The 22788-nt window shown below is 72.9% G+C and carries 17 protein-coding genes; 4 read left to right on the forward strand and 13 right to left on the reverse strand.

Going from position 1 to position 22788, the window contains the following annotated elements; genetic code table 11:
- The first annotated feature begins 40 nt into the window (after positions 1 to 40).
- Complete coding sequence (locus ACLGIH_RS08265) at positions 41 to 271, forward strand: DUF7455 domain-containing protein (protein ID WP_416524578.1); 231 nt, start codon at positions 41 to 43, stop codon at positions 269 to 271.
- 312 nt (positions 272 to 583) lie between these two features.
- Here the strand turns inward: ACLGIH_RS08265 and ACLGIH_RS08270 are convergent, their stop codons facing one another.
- The 7 genes from ACLGIH_RS08270 to ACLGIH_RS08300 all read right to left on the reverse strand — a co-directional run bounded on the left by ACLGIH_RS08270 (position 584) and on the right by ACLGIH_RS08300 (position 12616).
- Positions 584 to 1450, reverse strand: coding sequence for a S1 family peptidase (locus ACLGIH_RS08270; protein ID WP_416524579.1), 867 nt, complete (start codon positions 1448 to 1450; stop codon positions 584 to 586).
- A 178-nt stretch (positions 1451 to 1628) separates the two neighbouring features.
- Positions 1629 to 3164 (reverse strand): RNA polymerase sigma factor, encoded by a 1536-nt coding sequence (locus ACLGIH_RS08275; RefSeq protein ID WP_416524580.1) that lies wholly within the window; start codon positions 3162 to 3164, stop codon positions 1629 to 1631.
- Between the two features lie 442 nt (positions 3165 to 3606).
- Positions 3607 to 4494, reverse strand: a complete 888-nt coding sequence (locus tag ACLGIH_RS08280) for a FadR/GntR family transcriptional regulator (protein WP_416524581.1) — start codon at positions 4492 to 4494, stop codon at positions 3607 to 3609.
- A 162-nt stretch (positions 4495 to 4656) separates the two neighbouring features.
- Complete coding sequence (locus ACLGIH_RS08285) at positions 4657 to 7128, reverse strand: ABC transporter ATP-binding protein (protein WP_416524582.1); 2472 nt, start codon at positions 7126 to 7128, stop codon at positions 4657 to 4659.
- Between the two features lie 162 nt (positions 7129 to 7290).
- The gene (locus ACLGIH_RS08290) at positions 7291 to 8049 is read right to left on the reverse strand and encodes an NUDIX hydrolase (protein WP_416524583.1); all 759 of its coding nucleotides are present in this window, start codon (positions 8047 to 8049) and stop codon (positions 7291 to 7293) included.
- 129 nt (positions 8050 to 8178) lie between these two features.
- Positions 8179 to 10098: a glycogen debranching N-terminal domain-containing protein gene (locus ACLGIH_RS08295; RefSeq protein WP_416524584.1), complete on the reverse strand. Its 1920-nt coding sequence runs from the start codon at positions 10096 to 10098 to the stop codon at positions 8179 to 8181.
- Positions 10099 to 10942: 844 nt separating this feature from the next.
- The gene (locus tag ACLGIH_RS08300) at positions 10943 to 12616 is read right to left on the reverse strand and encodes a DUF4192 domain-containing protein (protein WP_416524585.1); all 1674 of its coding nucleotides are present in this window, start codon (positions 12614 to 12616) and stop codon (positions 10943 to 10945) included.
- Positions 12617 to 12849: 233 nt separating this feature from the next.
- Here ACLGIH_RS08300 and ACLGIH_RS08305 point away from each other — a divergent pair, with 233 nt between their 5' ends.
- Both ACLGIH_RS08305 and ACLGIH_RS08310 read left to right on the forward strand, forming a co-directional pair.
- Positions 12850 to 15015: a RecQ family ATP-dependent DNA helicase gene (locus ACLGIH_RS08305; protein WP_416524586.1), complete on the forward strand. Its 2166-nt coding sequence runs from the start codon at positions 12850 to 12852 to the stop codon at positions 15013 to 15015.
- 449 nt (positions 15016 to 15464) lie between these two features.
- Positions 15465 to 16079 carry a hypothetical protein gene (locus tag ACLGIH_RS08310; RefSeq protein WP_416524587.1) on the forward strand — a complete coding sequence of 205 codons (615 nt, stop codon included), beginning with the start codon at positions 15465 to 15467 and terminating at the stop codon, positions 16077 to 16079.
- 180 nt (positions 16080 to 16259) lie between these two features.
- Here the strand turns inward: ACLGIH_RS08310 and ACLGIH_RS08315 are convergent, their stop codons facing one another.
- The 3 genes from ACLGIH_RS08315 to ACLGIH_RS08325 all read right to left on the reverse strand — a co-directional run bounded on the left by ACLGIH_RS08315 (position 16260) and on the right by ACLGIH_RS08325 (position 18396).
- On the reverse strand, positions 16260 to 16925 hold the full coding sequence (locus tag ACLGIH_RS08315; protein ID WP_416524588.1) for a hypothetical protein: 666 nt from the start codon (positions 16923 to 16925) through the stop codon (positions 16260 to 16262).
- A gap of 68 nt (positions 16926 to 16993) precedes the next feature.
- Positions 16994 to 17695, reverse strand: coding sequence for a ribonuclease HII (locus ACLGIH_RS08320; protein ID WP_416524589.1), 702 nt, complete (start codon positions 17693 to 17695; stop codon positions 16994 to 16996).
- Between the two features lie 80 nt (positions 17696 to 17775).
- A complete protein-coding gene (locus ACLGIH_RS08325; RefSeq protein ID WP_416524590.1) occupies positions 17776 to 18396 on the reverse strand; it encodes a TetR/AcrR family transcriptional regulator in 621 nt (206 codons plus the stop codon).
- A 185-nt stretch (positions 18397 to 18581) separates the two neighbouring features.
- On the opposite strand from ACLGIH_RS08325, the gene ACLGIH_RS08330 reads away from it, so the two are divergent.
- Entirely contained in the window at positions 18582 to 20129 is a 1548-nt protein-coding gene (locus ACLGIH_RS08330) for an MFS transporter (protein ID WP_416524591.1), read from the forward strand.
- A gap of 346 nt (positions 20130 to 20475) precedes the next feature.
- Here ACLGIH_RS08330 and ACLGIH_RS08335 read toward each other — a convergent pair whose 3' ends face one another.
- The 3 genes from ACLGIH_RS08335 to ACLGIH_RS08345 form a co-directional block, all read right to left on the reverse strand.
- Positions 20476 to 21384: an ADP-ribosylglycohydrolase family protein gene (locus ACLGIH_RS08335; protein ID WP_416524592.1), complete on the reverse strand. Its 909-nt coding sequence runs from the start codon at positions 21382 to 21384 to the stop codon at positions 20476 to 20478.
- Between the two features lie 12 nt (positions 21385 to 21396).
- Positions 21397 to 22056, reverse strand: coding sequence for a histidine phosphatase family protein (locus ACLGIH_RS08340; protein ID WP_416524593.1), 660 nt, complete (start codon positions 22054 to 22056; stop codon positions 21397 to 21399).
- A gap of 106 nt (positions 22057 to 22162) precedes the next feature.
- On the reverse strand, positions 22163 to 22768 hold the full coding sequence (locus ACLGIH_RS08345) for a YdbC family protein (RefSeq protein ID WP_416524594.1): 606 nt from the start codon (positions 22766 to 22768) through the stop codon (positions 22163 to 22165).
- Between the last annotated feature and the right edge of the window lie 20 nt (positions 22769 to 22788).

The raw sequence follows: 22788 nt of genomic DNA on the forward strand, positions 1-22788 counted from the left end.
ACCCTGGTACGACAGCTCGTCGAGCTAGAGAAGAGGCGACGTGACTACTGTTCTGACTTCCGCGAGCCCGCTGACGGCCGCTGACCGTTGCGACCGTTGCGGCGCCCAGGCATACCTGCGCGTCGTCCTGCTGAGTGGCGGAGAACTGCTCTTCTGCGCCCACCACGGTCGCAAGTTCGAGCCGGAACTCAAGAAGATCGCCGCTGAGATACAGGACGAGACCGAGCGACTGACCTCCGTTCCGGAGTCCTCCCCCGAGGATGAGCGCTGACATCTCGCGTCCCACGACGAGCGAGCCCGGCACAGGCCGGTGAACGGGCGGCCGCCTCCACACCCGGAGGCGGCCGCCCGCTTCGTACCCCCGCCAAGGCCTGACGCATTCGCCCGTCGGGGCCTCGCTTCGTACGCCCGTGGAGGCCACTCCTCTGACGTCCTCCGGGGCGTACCGCCGTACACCCACCGGGACCTGCTGGGCCTGCCCGGGCGCGTCGGGACTGTCGCCGGGCCGGGGCCTCGCGCGCTCCACGGCCCCTCTGAGGCCCCACCGGGCGCGGCGTGGTCCCCAGGACCGCCTTCCGATCCCTCAGGGCGTGTCAGGCGCTCGTGTGCCGCCCCGCTCGGCCGCTTCCCAGCCGAGAGCCCGCAGGACGGCGGACACACGCGTGTACACCCCAGGGCTGTCGGGCCGCCCGCAGCCGCTCCCGAACGACACGAGACCGATCAGCTTCCCCTGGGCCACCAGCGGCCCGCCGCTGTCCCCCTGACAGGCGTCCCGCCCGCCGCCGTCCTGGCCGGCACACAGCATGGTGTCGGAGCGGTACTGCCCTTCGTCACCGCCCGGGTACGCCCGTGCACAGCGCGGATCGGGCAGGACGCGCACGCGTGCCCCCCGCAGACTGTTGGCGTAGTCGCCGGCTCCCGAGGTGTCCCCCCACCCCAGCACGACGGCGCCGCCACCCGTCCGGTACGCGGGATCGCCGTCGGGCGCCATTCCTATGGCGGAGCCGGGGGGCAGCGCCTCGGAGAGCGTCACGACGGCGAAGTCCCCGGACTTGCTGACGCTGTCGTGAGCCGGATTCACCCAGACGTCACGCACGGGGATCTCGCGCCCCTCGTCGGAGAGCAGATCCGTACGCCCCGTGATGACCTTCAGGTCCCGCACCTGCTCCGGCGGTGTGCCCAGCACCTCTTCGCCCAGGCAGTGGGCGGCCGTGAGCACGGTGGTCCGGCCGACGGCCACTCCCCCGCAGAACTGACCCGACCGCGTACCTCCGAACCGGTCACGGCTGGAGAGCGCCACGGTCCACGGGCTGTCGGACGCCTCGACGGGGAAGCCCCCGACGACGATGCTGTCGGCCGAGGCCTCGGTCGCGGACACCAGCGGTATGGCGGTCGCAGCGGCCGCCAGGACAAGCGGCCGGGCCAGTGCCCGAACAGAAGGACGACGCATACGGGCTCCTCACTCCGGGTGGTCGTGGAATACCCAGAGTGATCCACACGGCTCCGACCCGCACCCGCGGAACCCCGGGGCCGGACCGCCCGGCGGCATGACGGCCACCGGTCGGCAGCACGAAGGCCCGGCCCCCGCCGTGGGGTCCGGACCTCGTCGTCCGTGCCGGCGCCGCGACCTAGTCGAGGTAGTCGCGCAGCACCTGGGAGCGCGACGGGTGACGCAGCTTCGACATGGTCTTGGACTCGATCTGGCGGATGCGCTCGCGCGTGACGCCGTACACCTTGCCGATCTCGTCGAGGGTCTTCGGCTGACCGTCGGTGAGACCGAAGCGCATGGAGACCACGCCCGCCTCGCGCTCGGAGAGGGTGTCCAGGACGGAGTGCAGCTGCTCCTGCAGGAGCGTGAAGCTGACCGCGTCGGCCGGGACGACCGCCTCGGAGTCCTCGATGAGGTCACCGAACTCGCTGTCGCCGTCCTCGCCGAGCGGGGTGTGCAGCGAGATGGGCTCGCGGCCGTACTTCTGAACCTCGATGACCTTCTCGGGGGTCATGTCGAGTTCCTTGGCCAGCTCCTCCGGGGTGGGCTCGCGGCCCAGGTCCTGGAGCATCTGGCGCTGGACCCGCGCGAGCTTGTTGATGACCTCGACCATGTGCACCGGGATACGGATGGTGCGGGCCTGGTCGGCCATGGCGCGGGTGATCGCCTGGCGGATCCACCAGGTGGCGTAGGTGGAGAACTTGTAGCCCTTGGTGTAGTCGAACTTCTCGACCGCGCGGATCAGACCGAGGTTGCCCTCCTGGATGAGGTCCAGGAAGAGCATGCCGCGGCCGGTGTAGCGCTTGGCCAGGGAGACCACGAGGCGGAGGTTGGCCTCCAGCAGGTGGTTCTTGGCGCGGCGGCCGTCCTCGGCGATGATCTCCAGCTCGCGCTTCAGCTTCGGCGCCAGCTTGTCGGAGTTGGCCAGCTTGTCCTCGGCGAACAGACCGGCCTCGATCCGCTTGGCCAGCTCGACCTCCTGCTCGGCGTTGAGCAGGGGGACCTTGCCGATCTGCTTGAGGTAGTCCTTGACCGGGTCGGCGGTGGCACCGGCAGCGGCGACCTGCTGGGCGGGCGCGTCGTCCTCGTCCTCGTCGGACAGCACGAAGCCCGCGTTCTCGGCGCCCTCGGGCTCCTCCGCGACCTTCGCCGGCTCCTCGAGCACCTCTTCCTCGAGAATCTCGGCGTCGTCCTTCTTGGCCGTGGTCTTCTTGGCCGCCGTCTTCTTGGCGGTCGTCTTCTTCGCGGCCGTCTTCTTGGCGGTCGTCTTCTTGGCCGCCGCCTTCTTCACGGCGGGGCTCTCTTCCTCGCCGGCGGGCTCAGGGTCGGGCGCCGCCGGGGTGGCGCTGGCGGTGGCCTTCCGGCCGGCCGTCGTCTTCGCCGCGACCGTCTTGGTGGCGGTGCGTTTGGCGGGGCTCTTCGCTGCGACGCTCTTGCGGGTGCGCTTGGGCTCTGCGGCACTGACCATCAGCGTCACACCCTCTTCCTCGAGGATCTGGTTGAGGCTGCGCAGTACGTTCTTCCACTGAGTGGCCGGAATCTGGTCAGCTTCGAAGGCCCGACGCACGTCATCGCCGGCGATCTGCCCCTCAGCCTTTCCCCGCTCAATGAGCGCCATGACAGAGACGGACTCGGCGATCTCCGGCGGGAGCGTACGGGATGTGCTGGCCGACACGAACAACCTCTCGGAACGTTGGAAAACGGCTTCCGGCCCCGTCCACGACGGACAGGAGCCGACCGCCGGCTTGGGGATGGGCCGACGGCGCGGGCGGGGGCCGGGGAGATGCACAGCGCCGTCAATGGCGTCCGTATTCCCTCCGCGGCTGTCACCTCTTAGGTCATCGCGTTGTTTCCACAAGCGTTACGCCCAATCCGCGTGGCCCGAGTCACACCCCGTAAGCGGTCGAACCCGGTCAGAAGCGAATGAATATGGTCACAGAAGGCGTCTACCCGAGCAGCGCCGGAAGCCGACATCGTCAGCCGACCCTCTCATCACACCGTCGGACCCCGCAGAGTCACCGGGGACTCTGCGGGGTCGACGGCGACGGCGTCCCGGCCGGGCACGACCATAGGAGGGGTCTGGCCCTGTCCGGCCCGCGCCGCTGCGGTGGAACCGCTCAGTGCTCGCGCGGGGCGGGCACCACGCGTTCCACCTCGGGGTGGACGGTGAGAAGTTGGCGCATGGCCGCCTCGGCCGCCGCGCCGTCGCCGGTGGCCAGGGCGTCGACGATCCGGCCGTGCTGCACCAGCGTGCTGTCGTTCGGCCGGTCACAGCCCGTGACCGGGCCGCCGGAGACCTGCAGGGCGGCGGAGACGATGCCGGAGAGGTGCTCCAGCATGCGGTTGCCCGCGACCTGGATGAGGAGCGAGTGGAACTCGGCGTCGGCCCGGGAGAAGGTGAGCGCGTCGCCCTGCCCCATGGCGTGCCCCATGATGCCGACCATGTCGGCCAGGCGCTGCTGGACGTCCTCGCGGCCGTGGCCGGCGGCGAGGCGTGCGGCGAGCGGTTCGATCGTCCAGCGCAGCTCACTGAGCTCGCGGCGCTGGTCGTCGCGCTGCGGCCCGAAGGCCCGCCACTCGATGATGTCCGGGTCGAGGAGGTTCCAGTCGCTGACGGGACGCACCCGCGTGCCCACGTTCGGGCGGGCGCTGACCAGGCCCTTGGCCTCCAGGACGCGCAACGATTCGCGGACGACGGTGCGGGACACCTCGAAACGCTGGCCGATCTCCTCGGGCACCAGCGGGCGGTCGGCACCCAGGTCGCCGGAGACGATCATCTGGCCCAGCTGCTGGACGAGTTGCCCGTGCAGTCCGCGCCCGCGGCTGCCCGCGGCACGCCGGCTCACGCGGCCCAGCTCGGTGTCCGGCCCGTCCCAGGCAGGGGATCCGACGCGGTCGACGGCGGGCGCCTCGGCGAAGGGGTAGCGGTCGAGTTCGCCCGGGTTCGCGAGGCCGGAGTCGGCGGAGCGGGCGGCGGTCATCATGGTGTGCGCAAGGGTACTCACGCATCCTTTGTCGGCGCCGTCCTCAACTCCCTTGAGGGCTTTGGTGAAAAGCACACGAAAGGGTGATCGCTCACCCCGTCGCAATTGACGCCTTATCGGAAAGAAATGGGCTTCCCCGGGGGAGTTGCGCACAGGGCCGGGCCGGGAGGTCACGGACAGTTGTCAGCGGAGCCTGCCGCGCAGGGTCGTGAGCAGATACGCGCAGAGCAGAGCCGTCAGGGACAACGTCAGCGCACTGCCGACGGGTTGGGCGAGGACGCGCAGAACGGCGACCACATACCGCTCCCCGCCGAACGGCCACTGGCTCAGAAACACCTCGCGCATCCGCAGCGGGAGTCCGGCGGCGGCCCGTACGGACGGGCCCTCCCAGACCCTTTGTACGAGGGGCACGACGAGGATGGGCACGGCGACCACGGCGGCGATTCCGGCCGTGGTGGACCGGAAGACCCCCGCCGCGAGGACGCCCGCCCAGGCACACCCGACCACGAGGCCGATCCAACCGGCACTCAGCACCGGCCAGTCCGCGGGAACCCGCGCGAGCTCTCGTCCGTAGAACAGGCGGAGCACTTGGGCGTCGCAGGCCACGGTGAGGACGGCCAGGAGCAGGGCGGTCGCCGCGGAGACGAGGAGTTTGGCGGTCAGCAGCCCCAGCCGGCGGGGCACGGTGCCGCGGTCCGCCGCCAGCGCGGGGTGACGGAACTCGTCGCCGAAGGCGAGCGCCCCGAGCAGTCCCGCGCCGAGCGCAGCGGGCGGCAGGGGCAGCTCCCTCGGCCACGCGGCCAGCAGCCGCGGCTGCGGGGTGTGCCCGATGCGGGCCAGCACCACGGCGGTGACGGCGGACGCGACGAGCACGGCGCCCCCGGTGACGAAGGCGGTGCTGATGCCGACGACACGGCGCAGTTCGTAGCGGAGGGGCCTCAGCGGGCTCGGGGCGGAGCGGACGGAGATGGGGGGCGGGAGGGGGGAAGGGGGGACCCGGGAAGCGGCGTCGCCGGGGTTGAGGGCGGTCGGCGGAGCGGTGGGGGCGGGAGGGGTGGGCCGGGTATCGGGTTCACGCGTGGGTGTGGGTGTGGCTTCGGGTGCCGGTGTGGACTTGGGTGCCGGTGCGGACTCGGGCGTTAGTGCGGACTCGGGTGCCGGTGCGGACTCGGGTGCTAGTGCGGACTCGGGTGCCGGTGTGGACTTGGGTGCCGGTGTGGACTTGGGTGCGGGTGTGGACTCGAGTGCGGGTGTGGACTCGAGTGCGGATGACGCGGGTGCCGGTGCCGGCGTGGATGCGCAGGCGGCTGCGGATGCCGGTGCCGGGTCACCGGGGCCTCGGCCGGTGTCGTCCGCCGCGGTCGGGGACGGTTCGTCGGCATCCGGCCGGGGATCGTCGGCGTTGGGCCGGGCAGCGTCGGCGTCCGGCCCGGCAGCGTCGGCGTCCGGCCGGGACGCATCGTCGGTGTTCGGCCGGGCGTGGACGGCGTGATCCGTGGTGGCGGCCTCTTGCGGTGGGTCGGCGGGCTGGTGCCCGCCGCCCGGGAGCTGCTCGGCGCCCGTGTCGGGTGCGGTGTCGGCGGTGGGGTCGTGGTCCGGTGAGGTGTGCGGTGTCGGTGTCTCGGGGCGCGACGGTGGGGTGGGACGTACGGGCGAGGCATGCGGCGGGTGCGGCGCCTCGGAAGTCCCGGCGGCCACTGCCGTCCCGGCTGTCGCGGCTGTCGCTGCTGTTGCCGGCATTGCTTCCGTCGCCGCAGTCGGTGCGGTTCTGCCGGCGCCCGGGCCCATGTCACCGACCTCGTCGGCCAGTTGGTGTACGAGGATGCCGTGCCGGAACGCGGTCTCGCCGACGTGTGCGCACGTACTGCCGTACACGGAGAGCCGGTTGCCTCCTTCCCGGACGACCTCGACGGAGCGCCGCGCGCTGCGGGCCTCCTTGGCGAGGAGCGCGGCAAGACGGGCGGCGTGCGGGGTCCGGACGGCGACCCGTGGACGCAGCCGGGTGCGGGAGAAGTCCGCGGCTTCCTGGTCGGCGACGAGTCTGCCCCCGTCCAGGGTGACCACATGGTCGGCGGTGCGCGCCGCCTCCTTGGGGTCGGCGGTGGTGAACAGGACCGTGCCGCCCTGGGCCGCGTACGCCCGCAGGGTGCCGTGCAGCCAGCGGCTCTCGCGGGCGGAGAGTTCACCGGCCGGGTCGTCGAGGACGAGGGTGTGCGGGTCGGCCAGCAGGGCGCAGGCCAGGCCGAGGCGTCGGTCCATGCCGCGGGAGAGGGTGCCGAGGCGTTCGTCGCGCAGGTTCACGAGGCCGACGGCCTCCAGGACTTCGTCGGCACGCCGGACCGGCACGCCGGCCGCCGCGCACAGCATCCTGAGGTGGCCGCGGACGGTGCGTGCCGGATGTCCCGGCACGTCGCCCAGCAACACGCCGACTTCGCGGGACGGGTGGGCGATGCGATGCAGCGGTCGTCCCCGGAAGTAGGTGATGCCGCGGCCGTGTTGGAGTTCGAGCATGAGTCTGAGCGCCGTCGTCTTTCCGGCGCCCGGTGCTCCGAGCAGCGCGGTGACGCGGCCCGCGCGCGCCTCGAAGGAGACGTCGTCGACGGCGGGCGGAAGCTCTTTGCGGGGCTTGCTGGTCAGTCCGAAGGCCTGGATCACCCGAAGCAAGATAGCGCGGTATGTCGGGTTTTCCGGGCAGCACATTGCTCACTGGACGCAAGGCGGGGCGGGCCTGCCCGCTTTCCCACGCGCCCTGCCGCCGGCGGCTTCGCGGACCGGTCCGGGGGGACGCCCTCGCGGCTCCGGGCTGGCGCCGACGGGTCAGACTTCGGGGCGCAGCATCGGGGGGTTGAGGAGGGTGGCGCCGCCGGCCCGGAACAACTGGGCCGGGCGTCCGCCCTGGCGGGTGGTGGTGCCGCCGGTGGGGACGAGGAAGCCCGGGGTACCGGTGACCTTGCGGTGGAAGTTGCGCGGGTCGAGTGCCACTCCCCACACCGCCTCGTAGACGCGGCGCAGCTCGCCGACGGTGAACTCGGGCGGGCAGAAGGCGGTGGCCAGCGACGAGTACTCGATCTTGGAGCGGGCTCGTTCCACTCCGTCGGCCAGGATCAGGGCGTGGTCGAAGGCGAGCGGCGCCAAGGGCTCGCCGTCGCGGCCGTAGCCGGCCTGCTCCAGCAGTTCTTCGACCGGCGCCCACCGGGCGTTGCTGGCGTCGCCGCCCGCTCGGGGCGCGGGCAGGTCGGGGGCGAGGGCGAGGTGCGCGACGCTGACCACGCGCATCCGGGGGTCGCGCTTGGGGTCGCCGTACGTGGCGAGCTGTTCGAGGTGGGCGCCGTTGTCCTGGGCGGGCGCGGCGGGGTCGTGGACGCGCAGCCCGGTCTCCTCGGCCAGCTCCCGCGCCGCCGCCTGTGCCAGGTCCTCGTCGGCCCGCACGAATCCGCCGGGCAGGGCCCAGCGGCCCTGGAACGGCGGTTCGCCCCTGCGCACCGCCAGCGCGCACAGGGAACTGCGGCGCACGGTCAGCACGACCAGGTCCACGGTCACGGCGAAGGGCGGAAAGGCTGACGGGTCGTAGGGCATGCGGCGATCATAGTCGTCTGCCTGACGATAAACACGCCCTTCGTCGGTCGCATCGGCGGCCGGTCCACGGTGTTCCGGCATGCGCCTCACCAGGCTTCCGTTCGCCGTGCGGCGTGGTGTCGTTCCAGGTCACACGCCCAGTTGCAGGCCTTCGGCGGCTTCCTCGACCATGGCCAGTCCGAGTCGGCTGACCCGTACGGAGAAGGGGGCGCCCGCGACCCGCAGGCCGGTCAGACCGATCTCGCCCAGGGGCGCGCTGCGCAGCGGGCGCAGGGTGACCGTCCCGGCCGGGGCGTCGGGTCTGATGCCGGCGAGCGTGGTGAGCAGCAGGGCCCCGGCTGCGGCCGCGGTGGCGGCGGGACGGCAGGCCGCGGGATGCGGCAGCGGGGCGCTTCCGTCCGTACGCTGCTCCCCTGCGTACATCTCGGGCAGCCGGTGACCGAAGGCCTCGGCGGCGGCCAGCACGCCGCGCAGCAGCGAACTCGCCTCCTTCTCGTGTCCGGCGGCGGACAGACCGGCCACGGCGACCGCCGTCTCGTGGACACGCACGGCACCCGAGCGATGGCCGAAGGGGTTGTGGCCCGGCTCCTTCGTGCCGAGTGAGCGCAGTCCCCAGCCCGAGTCCAGCGACGGGCTGCCGAGCAGCCGGGCGAGGTGGTCGGTCTGCGCCTTGTCGAGCAGCCCCGGTGCCGGCGTGCCTCCGCCGAGCAGCCCGTAGTCGAGCAGGTGGGCAGCGCCGGCGCCCAGGTGCGGCACGAGGCGTCCGTCGGGGGTGCGGGCCGCCGCGGGCCGGCCACCGGCCAGGTCGTCGATCCAGAAGTCCTGGCGAAACGCCGTCCGCAGTTGCTCCGCCCACTGTCGCAGCGCGGCGCCGCCCGGTCTCCCGCAGGCGTCGAGCAGGTCCGCGCCGAGCAGGGCGGCGCGGTGCGCGTGGGCCTGGATCTCGCAGCGGACGGGACCGCCGGGCTGCGGGTCGGGTACGTACCCGCCGTCCCCGACGGTCGTCCGCAACCAGGTCAGGCAGCGTTCGGCCGTAGGCAGCAGTTCCTCGGTGTCGGACCGGGGCAGGCCCCAGCGGCGGGCCTCCGCGAGGAGTGCGGGGAAGAGCAGGGTGGCCTCTGTGCCGGTGCAGCCCGGCGGCAGGTGCGGGCCGGCGTCGCGCAGCGGGCCGGGGATCAGGCCGTGCCCCGGACCGGGGCCGAGGCGTTGGGTGCGGGCCAGGGCCCGCAGCGTGCCCGCGGCGAGACGGGTGCCGAGCGGGAGGGTCATCCGGGCCGCGGCGAGTGCCTCGGCGGGCGCCAGACCGCAGCGCCAGGGCGCCCCGGCCGCAAGATACATGTCGGCAGGCCGGACGGGGTCGCGCAGCAGCAAGGCCCTGAGGTCCTCGATGCTCGTCCGCAGGAGGGCGGACACCCTGGGGTCGTCGCCGGCCGCCTGCGCAGGGGCCAGCGGACTCGTCGCCGCACGGCCCACGGACCGGACCGGTCCTCCCCCGTCCGGACGCACTCGCAGCTCGATGCCGGTGCTGCCGCCCGGGGGCAGGTCGAGTTCCCAGCGCAGCAACCCGGCCGAGGCCACCGCGTCGGCGGGCGGCGGCTCGGCCGTGACCGTGGAGGCGACCGTGGTCCGGGACCAGCGGAGGCCCGAGTCGTGGACCCCGGCGGGCAGGTCGGCTCCTGCGTGGCCCGCGGCGATCGCGCCCAGGTCGGCCAGGTCCGTGCCGAGAGCCACCTCGACCGGCAGGCGGAGCGGTCGGGCGGCCCAGTTGTGCAGCCTGATGCGCTCCGTGCCGTCCGCGTGCCGGGTTCGCTCGACCATGACCTCCGGGTCCGGGCCCGGGGCGACGGACACCCGGAGGGTCCCCACGAACCGGGCACGGTCCGCGGCGGTCATCCTGGCCTGCACCGCGAGCGGTTCACGGCCGGCCACCCGCAGCAGACACCGGGAGAGCAGACGTCGACCGGCGCGGTAGAAACCCTCCAGGCCGTGGCCGGTCAGCTGGCCGTGCTCCGTGGAGACCGCCAGCCCCGGCAGGGCAACGCAGATCATCGCGGTGTGGGTGGCCGGCAGGTCGGCCGGTCGCCCGGGAGGAGGGGGTGAGGCCCTCCGGGACGCGGGCGGCGCGCCTGACCGGGAGGTAGTCGGCGCGGCTCTGCTGCTGCCGGGACTGCCTCCGCCCGCGGCGTAGGGCGGAATCTGCTGGTGCATGGGCGGCTTCCTCTGCGCTTCGTACACCGGGGCTGGGTCGTGCTCCGAGTCCGGCCCACGGGCCAAGGCCACGGGCCTCCCGGCGGGCGGGGCCGACGGCGTCACGTCTCTTCCAGGCGTTCCACCACTCAGGTGAACGGGCCGGGTGTCCTCCGAGTCACGCCCGGTGGCCGAAGCCCGCGGTCGGCTCGGGGCTGCGCGGTGCGGGGCAGGCGCCGGGTGCCGGGTGCCGGGCGGCGGGTGGCAGGCCCCCGAGTGGGGAGCGTGCGGAGTGGAAGGCCTCGGAGCGGGTTGCCCGCGGAAAGAGGTGCTTGCGGAGCGGGGTGCTCGCGGAGCGGGGTGCTCGCGGAGCGAGGTGCTCGCGGAGCGAGGTGCTCGCGGAGCGAGGTGCTCGCGGAGCGAGGTGCTCGCGGAGCGAGGTGCTCGCGGAGCGAGGTGCTCGCGGAGCGAGGTGCTCGCGGAGCGGGGTGCTCGCGGAGCGGGGTGCTCGCGGAGCGGGGCTTCAAGCCCTGTTCGACGGGTTCCCGTCTCCCCCGGCCTCCGCCCGTCCCCCGGTCTTCCGCCGACCCCCGGTCTCCCGCCCGCCCCCGGCCTCCTTCCCGTCCAGGCCTCCCGAGAGTCCCCCGGCGCGCCGCCGAGCCGCCGGTCCCCCGCCTGTCCGACGGCTCCCCCGGCCCGGAACCGTTCACCCCCGGTCCCCGGTCTCCCCGGCCTCGCCGCGCCCCGCCCGCTCATCTCCCGCGCACGCGTCCCGTCCGGCGACACTTTGCTTCCGCGGGGTGCGCGACCCGGTCGTCCGGTCGGCCCGTGTGCCGCCAGGGCGCGCGTGTCCCGCCGGAGTACGCGGACGGCCGCCGTCCGCACGCGAGGCGGACCCCGATGCCCGTGCGCGACGCCGGGGAGCGTCTGCCGAGGCCGCGGAGCGCGCACGCCGCCGACGACCGGGGCGCGGAGCCTCCGTGCGGGCAGGAAGCGGCGGCTCCGTGGGAGCGGGATGCGCGGTTGCCGTGGGGACAGGATGCGGGCCCTCCGTGGGAGCGGGCCCGGCCACGGCCCGCTGGTGCTGACGGCCGCCGGCCTCGCCCTCCTGTCGCGCCGTGGACTCGCCGGCTTCCGCGTCACTGTCGCTGTCGGGCCGCTCGGCCGCTGTGCCCTGCCGGCCGCCGCGCTCCGCGCGCAGGCAGCGGCGGATCGACTCCGGGTCCAGGCCCTCGTTGCAGGCCTGGTGCAGAAGACGGGCGAAGAGATAGTCGGGGTCGGCTCCCAGGGCCATGGCCAGTGCTTCCCGGGCTTCCAGTTCGTCACCGATGGACCACGCGACCCAGCCGACGAGGGTGAGCGGCGCAGCCGCATGCTCGCCGTAGGGCCCGACGCAGCGACGGGCCAGGGCACGCCACAGCCGGAGTGCGGCACCGGCTTCGTCGCCCTCCATCCACTGGGCCGCGCGGTCACGCGTCGTGCGGTCCTGCAGCCCGAGGATCAGCGTCGCGGCCTCGTCGTCCTCCAACAGCGCGTCGTCGCGGAGGTCCGCCGCAGCCGTGCCGGCGACGGGCGGGGCCTGGGCCAGGCGGCGCATGACCCGCTCCGCCAGATCGAGTGTTTCCCTGGCGACCTGCGCGCGGTTCGCCTCGTCGAGGATCCTGGCCACCAGGGCCATGCTGGCGGTGTCGAGCGCAACCTCCTGCGCCACGGCGGCGGAAGTGTCCCGGGGGAGCAGCCTGGCGTGCAGTTCCCGCAAGGTGCCGCGCACCTGGATGCCGGCGTAGGTGGCCGCGGCGGCCAGCACGGAGGTGCCGGGCAGCCCCATGGGGGTGCCCTCGGCCGGGCAGCAGGTCTCGTCGTCACAGCAGTAGGACCAGAAGCGGCCGTCCGAGATGCACAGCGCCTCGACCACGGGTACGTCGAGCGCTCCGCACTCGACGCGCAGCTTCTGGGCCAGCGGACGCAGTCGGGTCATCACCTGTCGGCCGGACTCGCCGTTCGACGGTTCCTGGCAGAGGTAGGCGACCATCTGCTCGGGCCGGGCACCACGGCGCTCGCTGCCGGTCACCAGGCCGTGGACCAGCTGGCGGGCCGCGGATGCCCAGTCGTCCGCGCTGGCGGGGATGCCCAGGCGCGCCCGGCCGCCGAAGCGGCCGCGTCCGTCCCGGTCGCGCAGAGCGACCAGGACGATGCTGTCCTCGGGGCGGTATCCCAGCAGGTAGGGCAGGGCGTCGGCCAGTTCGGCCGGGGTACGCAGGGTGACCTGGGGCTCACCTACGGGGCCGTCGCACGCGGTCGAGGAGGCCCGGTCCGGCCCGGCACCTTCCGTGATGTCGCCGTTCCCGGAGGATCCAGTGGTTTCGCTGTGGTTCGTCATGGCCCGACGATCTCGCGGAATACCAGCTTCCGCTTGACCCTGTGGATAACTCCGATCAGGTACACGCCACCCGACCCGTCCGTCGCTCATCCCGCCGTTGCCGAGGGACGGCCGCACCGGCCGCCGCGCACGGTCCCGGACGGCCGAGGACACCTGTCAGGTGCCGGCCCACCGGCGTCCGCGGCACCCGGGCGCCGGGCGGGTTGTCGGTGCCGTCCTGTTGTATGGGAGGCATGGAGCACACGAACAACGCGGATCTCCGGGCGGCCGCCGACGCGGTCCTCGCCCGTCTCGTCGGGGACGCCTCCGGGGCCGCCCGGCTGCGCGAGGACCAGTGGCGGGCGATCGAGGCGCTGGTCGCCGAAGGGCGCCGGGCCCTCGTGGTCCAGCGCACGGGCTGGGGCAAGTCCGCGGTCTACTTCGTGGCCACGGCGCTGCTGCGCGCCCGCGGCGCCGGACCCACGGTGATCGTCTCCCCCTTGCTCGCGCTGATGCGGAACCAGGTCGAGGCCGCTGCCCGGGCCGGCATCCACGCGCGGACCATCAACTCCTCCAACACCGAGGAGTGGGAGCAGGTCCAGAGCGAGATCACCGCCGGCGAGGTCGACGTACTCCTGGTCAGTCCCGAGCGGCTGAACAACCCGGACTTCCGTGACCAGGTACTCCCCAAGCTGGCCGCCGCCACCGGCCTCCTCGTGGTGGACGAGGCACACTGCATCTCCGACTGGGGCCACGACTTCCGCCCGGACTACCGGCGGCTGCGCACCATGCTCAGCGACCTGCCGCCCGGCGTGCCCGTACTCGCGACCACCGCCACCGCCAACGCGCGCGTGACCGCCGACGTCGCCGAGCAGCTAGGCACGGGCGGCACCTCGGACGCCCTGGTCCTGCGCGGCCCGCTGGACCGGGAGAGCCTGAGTCTGTCGGTCCTCCGGCTGCCGGACGCCCCCAGCCGGATGGCCTGGCTCGCCGACCACCTGCACGAGCTGCCGGGCTCCGGGATCATCTACACGCTCACCGTGGCCGCCGCCGAAGAGGTCACGGCCCACCTGCGCCGCCGCGGTCACACCGTCGCCTCCTACACCGGCAGGACCGAGAACGCCGACCGCCAGCAGGCCGAGGAGGACCTGCTCGCCAACCGGGTCAAGGCCCTGGTCGCCACCTCGGCGCTCGGCATGGGCTTCGACAAACCCGACCTCGGCTTCGTCGTACACCTCGGCTCGCCCTCCTCCCCCATCGCCTACTACCAGCAGGTGGGGCGCGCGGGGCGCGGCGTCGCGCATGCCGAGGTGCTCCTGCTGCCGGGCCGGGAGGACGAGGCGATCTGGGAGTACTTCGCCTCGCTGGCCTTCCCGCCGGAGGACCTGGTGCGCCGCACCCTGGATGTCCTCGCGCGCGCGGGGAAACCGATGTCGCTGCCCGCCCTGGAGCCCTTGGTCGAACTCCGCCGCTCCCGTCTGGAGACCATGCTGAAGGTTCTCGACGTGGACGGAGCGGTGCGGCGGGTCAAGGGCGGCTGGACCGCGACCGGACAGCCGTGGACGTACGACACGGAGCGGTACGACTGGGTGGCCCGGCAACGGAAGGCCGAGCAGCAGGCGATGCGTGAGTACGCGTCGACGACGGGCTGCCGCATGGAGTTCCTGCAACGCCAGCTGGACGACGAGGGCGCCAAGCCCTGCGGTCGCTGCGACAACTGCGCGGGCCCCAGGTTCACCGCGGACACGTCCGCCGACGCACTCGACGCCGCACGGGCCGACCTGGGCCGGCCCGGCGTCGACGTGGAGCCGCGCCGCATGTGGCCGACCGGACTGCCGGCGATCGGCGTCGACCTCAAGGGGCGTATCCCGGCGAGCGAACAGGCCGCACCCGGCCGGGCCCTGGGGCGCCTGTCGGACATCGGCTGGGGCAATCGGCTGCGGCCGATGCTCGCTCCGCAGGCCCCGGACGGCCCGGTACCGGACGACGTCGCGAAGGCCGTCGTGGAGGTGCTGGCCGACTGGGCGAAGGGGCGCGGCGGCTGGGCACCCGGTGCAGCGGACGCCCGGCCTCGGCCTGTCGGCGTGGTCACCGTCGCCTCGGCCGGCCGGCCACAGCTCGTCCACTCCCTCGGGGCACGGATCGCCGAGATCGGCCGGCTGCCCCTGCTCGGCACCGTCGCGTACACGGGCGACGCCCCTTGGGCGTCTCGCAGCAACAGTGCCCAGCGTCTGAAGGCACTCGACGGTGCGCTGACCGTGCCCCCCGACCTGGCATCCGCTCTGGCCGAGCGGCGGGGCCCGGTCTTCCTGGTGGACGACTTCACCGAGACCGGCTGGACCCTCGCCGTCGCGGCCCGACTGCTCCGCCGCGCCGGTGCTCAGGAGGTGCTGCCGCTGGTCCTGGCCGTACAGGGCTGACCCCCGCCGCACACCGCCCCCGGCCCACCCGTCCGCCGACCCACCGTCCGCGAGCCCACCCGTCCTCCCACCCACCTGCCCTACGACCGTCGGCTCTCGGCTCTCGGCTCTCGGCTCTCAGCTGCCGGCTGCCGGCTGCCGGCTGTCGCAGACCTCTCCCCGCCCGAGCGTCTCTCTGGACAGCCGCCGCCCCGGTCGCATACCACGGTGTCGGCCCCGCACAGCCCCCACGCATCACACCGACAGGCTCTGGGTAGGGATATAGGACGCGCATCACCCGATAACGGTCTACGGTCCCAATTGCTCGTTGCCGCAACCAAGTTCGACAGGAAGAATTGAGGTCCGCTCCCCGCACGGCTCGTCCGTGTTCCGGCAGGGCTTCACTGCGGTGCGCGGTCCCCCGAATCCGACCCCGCCCGCAGTATGGGCGCGTAGCCGAAGGGAGGAACGTGACCTTCGGATTCGCTCCGTCCTCGGCGGCATCGTTGTCGCCGTCCGCTGCCACCGCCGGCCGTGTGCTGGAACCGGCGGAGTGGGCTGCCGCCGGGATCCCGCTGCTGCGCAACCCCAGGGAGGTCGTCAGCGGACTCCACTCCCGGCACCGCCCCCGGCCCGCCACCGCGGTCGTGGCCGTGCTCGACCCGGACGAACGGCTGCGCGCCAGCGCCTCGTTCACCAGCCGCCCGGCCCCGGCCGACGGCTGGATGTTCCGCAATGTGCTGCTCGACCAGCTGCGCCGGGTCATCCCGCACGATCTGCGCCGCCGCACGCCGGTCCGCACCGCCGTACTGCTCTACTGCCGTGACGGTGACGCCCGTTGGACCGAGGAGGACGGCGCGTGGATGTGGGGCCTGCGGGATGCCTGCACGCTGCACGGCTTGCGCTGCGGCGCGTACATCACGCTGACCCACGACGGCTGGCAGGTCCTCGGGGAGGGCCGTGGCGGCCGCCGCCCGAGCACGGACTCGACACCGGAACCGTTCGCCACCGCCGAGGCACCGCCTCCGCCGCCGCGCACCGGCGGAGTTCCGTCGGAGGTGCTGCGCCGCGCGGCAGCCCGCTGACCACCTCACCGCGGCACCGCCGGCCGATCCGCGCACGGCGAGCGTCGGCCCCACCGAAGCACGGCACCGCACCGGCCGCCGTCGGGCGTGCCGGGACACCACCGAACCCGTGTCCGCGCGGTCACCACGCAGCGGCGGACCCGCCCGCCCCCGGCGCCCGCCGGAGGCGACGGCCTCGGCTCAGACGCCCGCGCCGAGCACCGAGTTGATGCGCTGCGGGTCACCACAGACGATCAGCAGGGCGCCGGCCCGCGCATGGGCCAGTGACAGCGCGGTGGCGGCGGCGGCTTCGGAACCGCCGTTGACCGCGACGACGACCACGGGCCGGGCGGCGGCACGGTCGGCGACGGCGGCGTCCGCATAGAAGACGTCGTCGCCCGCGTCGTGCTGGGCCCAGTAGGCGGTCTCGCCGAAGGACAGTTCATGGGCGGCCCACGGATGCGGCTCGCCGGTGGTCAGCACCAGCACGTCCCCGGGGCCGCGGCCGGAGTCCAGCAGCAGGTCCACGGCTTCCTCGGCGGCGTCGAGCGCGCCGTCGACCGAGGCCGGGATCAGCTGGATCTGCGGGGTGGCCGAGGCGGCGGGAGCGGCCGGCGCGGACGAGCCGGGCTGCGGCGCGGATCCTGGCTGCGGCGCGGATCCTGGCTTCGGGGCGGCCGTGTCGCGCGGCGTGCGCTGCACCGGCGGCGCGGGCCGGTGAGGTCCGGGACGACCGGGGCGCGGCGGAGCCGAGGGACGGGGGCCGGGTACGGGGCGGGGGGTCGGCGCGGTGCGGCCACTGGCCGGAGTGGCGCGGGGACCCTGGGCACTCTCGTGAATCTGAGGCTCCTCGGGAATGAGAGGCATGAGCTGATTTTTATCAAACGTTGGTGCGGCTCGCGTGGGCGGGTGGCACATGCGTGCGCGCGGATCCGTCAGAAATCGAAGCCGAGCTGACCCTCGATTTCCGGAACGTTTCCCTCCACCCAACGGCGGGCCTTCTTGAGGTGCCGCCACTGGGGCAGCGCATCAAGATACGCCCACGACAACCGGTGAAACGGGGTGGGGCCCCGCTCCGCCAGTGCCGCCTTGTGTACGGGCGACGGATACCCGGCGTTGTCCGCAAAACCGAAGTCTGCATGGTCGACGCCCAGTTCGGCCATCATTTTGTCGCGCTGGACCTTGGCGATGACCGAGGCCGCCGCGACCGCCACGCACGACTGGTCGCCCTTGATCACCGTACGGACCTGCCAGGGCGCGCCGAGATAGTCGTGCTTGCCGTCGAGGATGACCGCGTCGGGACGGACCGGCAGGGCGTCCAGGGCACGGACCGCGGCGAGCCGCAGTGCGGCCGTCATCCCCACCTCGTCGATCTCCTCCGGGGAGGCGTGCCCCAGCCCGTAGGAGGTCACCCACGTACGCAGCTCGTCGGCGAGCTCGGTGCGCCGTTTCACGGTGAGCAGCTTGGAGTCGGTCAGTCCGGCCGGAGGCCGACGGAGTCCGGTGACCGCGGCGCAGACGGTGACGGGCCCGGCCCAAGCACCGCGCCCCACCTCGTCGACACCGGCAATGACCTTCGCTCCGGTCGTGGCGCGGAGTGAGCGCTCGACGGTGTGAGTAGGTGGTTCGTACGGCATGGCGCCCATAGCCTACGCCGCGCCGGGTGCCCTTCGACACCCCGGTTCCCCTTCACCGCCACGGTCGTTGCCGACAGCCGTCAGGAGGCCTCGGGGCGCAGCAGCGGGACCATCAACTGGTCGATCATCTCTTCCAGATCCCGATCCACCCATTCACTCGCGCAAACCTTCGAGCGATACATCATCATCGCCGGAATCGCGTCGAAGACGTATCCGTTCGCCGCGTCCGGACGCACCTCGCCACGCTCGATTCCCCGCGTGATGACTTCGCGCAGCATGTGAATCGTAGGCTCCACGACGCCCTCGAAGATCACCCCGTGGAATCGCTCCGCCTGCAGGTTGTCGCACTCGTGAATGACCGACCGGAACGCGAAGCCGGGGCGGGAGTACATGGCGTCGCGCGCCCGCCGGCACAGTTCCAGGAGGTCTTCGCGCACAGTCCCCCGATCGGGCACCGTGTCGAAGCTCGGCAGCCCCGCGCGCAGCGCGTCCGCGACGAGGTCCTCCTTGGACGGCCAGCGCCGGTAGACCGCGGCCTTGCCGGTCTGGGCGCCGGCCGCCACCCCCTCCATCGTCAGGCCTTTCCAGCCGACCGTGCCGAGCTGCTCCAACGCGGCGTCGAGGATCGCACGTTCGAGCACCGCACCGCGACGGCGAGAGGCCGACTGAGCGGAGGCGACCTCCTGGCGCGGAGTGATCATGGGACTTTCTCCAAGGGGCGAGGGAGCGGATGTTCCAGGGACTGGGGCGGGGTCGCGCGACCCCAACGGGGGACGAGGGCGCGCGACGACACAACAGCGAACGGTTGCGTTCACTGTCGCGGAGTCACTACCGTGGCCCCGACAGTGAACGCGAGCGTTCACTAAGGCACTCGTGGGGACCCATAGTGACTACCTCTCCATTGATCCAGGGCGACAAGCCGGGGGCGGCCCGCCGGGACGGGCGCCCCGGCATCGCGCTCACCGTCATCGCGGCCTGCCAACTCATGGTCGTACTCGACGCGACGATTGTGAACATCGCACTCCCGCACATTCAGGAAGCGCTCAGGTTCAGCACGACCGACCTCACCTGGGTGGTCAGCTCCTACACGCTCACCTTCGGCGGGCTGCTTCTCCTCGGCGGCCGGGCCGGTGACATCCTCGGCCGGCGCCGCGTCTTCATGGCCGGCATCCTGATCTTCACCTTCGCCTCCCTGATCGGCGGTTTCGCCCAGGAACCGTGGCAACTGCTCGCCGCACGCGCCCTGCAGGGCATGGGTGGCGCGATCGCCTCGCCCACCTCGCTGGCGCTCATCACCACCACGTTCCCCGAGGGCCCGGAACGGAACCGGGCCTTCGGCGTCTTCGCCGCGGTCTCCGCGGGCGGCGGCGCCATCGGCCTGCTCGCGGGCGGGATGCTCACCGAGTGGCTCGACTGGCGCTGGGTCCTCTTCGTGAACGTGCCGATCGGCATCCTGATCGCCGTGCTGGCCCCGATGTACATCCGTGAGTCCGAACGGCACTCCGGCCGCTTCGACATCGCCGGGACCGTGGCCTCGACGGCAGGCATGGCCTCGCTCGTGTACGGCTTCATCCGGGCCGCGGACGAGGGGTGGCGGGACGGTCTGACCATCGGGTCCTTCGGCGCCGCCGCGGTGCTGTTGCTGGCCTTCGTGCTCATCGAGTCCCGGGCCAAGGAGCCGATCACCCCGCTGAGGATGTTCGCCGACCGGAACCGCTCCGGCACCTATGTGATCACGCTCTGCCTGGCCGCGGCGATGTTCGGCATGTTCTTCTACATCGTCCTCTTCGTGCAGAACGTGCTGGGCTACACCCCGATCCAGGCCGGTCTGGCCTTCCTGCCGGTCACGGTGGTGATCGCGCTCGGCGCGGGTGTGTCGCAGCGGTTCCTGCCCGTGTTCGGCCCGAAGCCGTTCATGCTCGCGGGTTCGGCGCTCGCGGCGGTCGGTCTCGGCTGGCAGGCCCTCATCAGCTCCGACAGCTCCTACGTCGGGGGTGTGCTCGGCCCGATGCTGATCTTCGGCTTCGGTATGGGCCTGAACTTCGTGGCCCTGACGCTGACCGCGGTCTCCGGCGTCGCCCAGCACGAGGCGGGGGCGGCGTCCGGACTGCTGAACGCCACGCAGCAGGTGGGCGGCTCGATCGGCCTGGCCATCCTGACCACCGTGTTCGGCACGGCCAGCAGGAACGAGGGCGAGAAGCAGCTGCCGGACTTTCTCGCCAACGGCTCCCCGGCGGAGAAGGCGGAATTCGCCAGGACGCACCAGCTGCCGGCGCCCTGGGGCCACGACGTGCTGGCGCAGGGCATCTCCGCGGCCTTCATGCCGGCCGCCGCGATGGCCGTCCTCGCCCTGGCCACGGCCTGGCTGGTGATCCGGGTGCGCAAGAGCGACCTGGAGGCCCTGTCCGGCTCCGCCGGGCCGGGCATGGGCTGATCCGACGGCGGCGCGGGCCGGACTGGGCTCGCCGGCGGGCGTCACGGGGGCCTGCCAACGGCCACCGCTCCGGCCCGCGCCCGCGTGCCGTGGGCGCGCCGCCGCGACCGGCGCCCCGCGTCCGCCCACAGCCCACACCGCCCGGACGAGCGTGCTCCCCATGCCGGCCCCCTGACCACCGTGTCCATCCGTGTGCGGCGTCCCGCCCCACACAGCCGATGTCACGACAACGAACGGTCAATCACGGAGAGTTCCTGACCTACACGGAGAGTTGACACTGTAGAGGGTTCGCCGAGGGCCGCCGCGGGGCCACCGAGCCACCAGGTCCGGACAGGCGCCCGGAGTTTCAGGCAGAGACGGGCATCCAGCCCGGCAGCGCCTCGGTCCGGCCCGTCCACTCGGCGGGCGGCGCCCCCGCCTTGTCGGCGGCGATCACCCCGCCCACGATGGCGCACGTGGTGTCCACGTCCCCGCCGGCCTGGGCGGTCGTCCAGAAACCCCGCTCGTAGTCACCGAGGGCACGCGCGGCCGACCAGAGCGCGAAGGGGACGGTGTCGTGGGCCGTCGTACGCCGTCCGCAGCCCAGTACGGCGGCGACCGTGGCCGCGTCACCGTAGTCGAGCATGTCCCGGGCGCGCCGCAGCCCCGCGCCGACCGCGCTCTTCTTCGGCACCAGCGCGATCACCCCGTCGAGCAGTTGCTCGGCGCCCGGCGGACCGCCGGGCGCGGCGGCCAGCGCGGCGGCCGCGGCGACGGCCATCGCACCGACCACGGCCTCCCGGTGCTGGTGCGTGGGGTAGGCGGAGATCTCGGCCTGGTGGGTCGCCTGCTCCGGGTCGTCCGCGTACCAGGCGCCCAGCGGGGCGATGCGCATCGCGGCGCCGTTGCCCCAGGACCCCTGGCCGTTGAAGAGCGCGGCGGCGAGTCCCCGCCAGTCGCCGCCCTCCCGCACCAGCCGCAGGAGCCGGTTCACCGCGGGGCCGTACCCCCGGTCGAAGTCGTGGTGTGCGGCGAAGGACTGGGCCAGCGCGTCCTGGTCGATGCGGTGGTGGGCGGCCAGCACGGAGACCACGGAGCACGCCATCTCCGTGTCATCGGTCCACTGCCAGGGCGCCGGCGGCAGCTCGCGCCGCTTGAGCAGCGGATAGTTCACCGGCACGAAGAACTGCGAGCCCAGCGCGTCGCCCACCGACAGTCCGCGCAGGCTGGCCAGGGCGCGGTCCAGGCGCCCGTCAGATGAGGAGTGAGCGGTCATCGCCCTGCCACTCTATCCGGTGATCCCGTACGGTTCCGGATCTCGCCAGCGTTCGAACGGACGGTCAAGGGTGTACTTGCCGTCCGCACCGAGAACGAGCATCCGGAACTCACCGTTCCCGGGATTGGCCAGCGACTCGAACTCGGCCACCGTCCAGTGGAACCAGCGCATGCAGAACAGCCGCATGGCCAGGCCGTGCGTCACCAGCAGGACGTTCGGCGGGTGGTCCGTGGCCTCGAAGCTGCGGAAGAGGCTCTCCAGGAAGTTGCCGACCCGGTCGTAGACGTCGGCGCCGGACTCGCCCTGGGCGAAGCGGTAGAAGAAGTGCCCGTAGGCGTCCCGGTAGGCCTTCTGCAGGCGCACGTCCTCGCGGTCCTGCCAGTTCCCCCAGTCCTGCTCGCGCAGCCGGGGCTCCTCGCGCACCCGTATGAGCTCCGGATCGAGGTGGAAGGCGCGCAGCGTCTCGTGGGTCCGGCGGTACGGGGAGACGTACACGCTGACGCGCTCCCGGCCGAACAGGTCGCGCAGCACCTTCCCCGTCTCCTCGGCCTGCCGCCGGCCCCGCTCGGTCAGCGCCAGTGCGTGGTCGGGCTCGCGCTCGTACACGGAGTCATCGATATTGCCCGTCGACTCGCCGTGCCGGACGAGGACGATGCGCCGTGGTCGTGCCATGCCAGAACCCTAGATCGGGACGGCGGCGGCGGAGCACCCGCACGGGCTCCATACGGCGTAGGTCACACGGCCGGAACCAGGCCCCGGGGCCGTCCGCACGCGGGTCTCACACCGTCCACGAGGGCTCCAGCTCCACGATGTCCCCCGTCAGGGCGGCCACGTCGGCCTCGATCTGGGCGCGCAGGGCGAGCCGTTCCACCCGCTCGGTCCGGTACTTGCCGTGCTCGGCGGCCGACAGCCACATCGACAGCACCAGGTACTCGTGCCCCGGGGCCTCGCCGAAAAGTCCGCGGATCATGCCGGGCGAGCCGGCCATGGCGGGGTTCCAGACCTTCTCCTGCATCAGGACGAAGTGCTCTGCCCGCTCCTCGTGGACCCGGCAGAGGGCCACCCGCACCAGGTCGGCGTCGGCGAAGCGGGGTTCAAAGCCGGTCTTGACGTCGAACCGGTAGTCGAAGAGCCGGGCCTGGGCGTCCTTGAAGGTGCCGGACTGGGCGGCGGCGAGCCGGTCGTGGGAGCGTGCCATGAAGGAGTCGTAGAAGGCACGGCTCTCCCAGAAGGCGAAGAGGTGTGCCACGTCCGGCCGCCCCCGGCTCCAGCCACCCCCCTGCCCGCGAAACCCCGGCTCCCCCAGAAGCCCCGCCCACTTCCGCTGCCCCCGCTCGAACCCGCGGCGGTCCACCACGGTGCAGCGAATCCACTTGACCAGCACCGCGCCATGGTAAAGCCACG

The organism is Streptomyces hamibioticus (assembly GCF_047946815.1).
Lineage (GTDB): Bacteria > Actinomycetota > Actinomycetes > Streptomycetales > Streptomycetaceae > Streptomyces.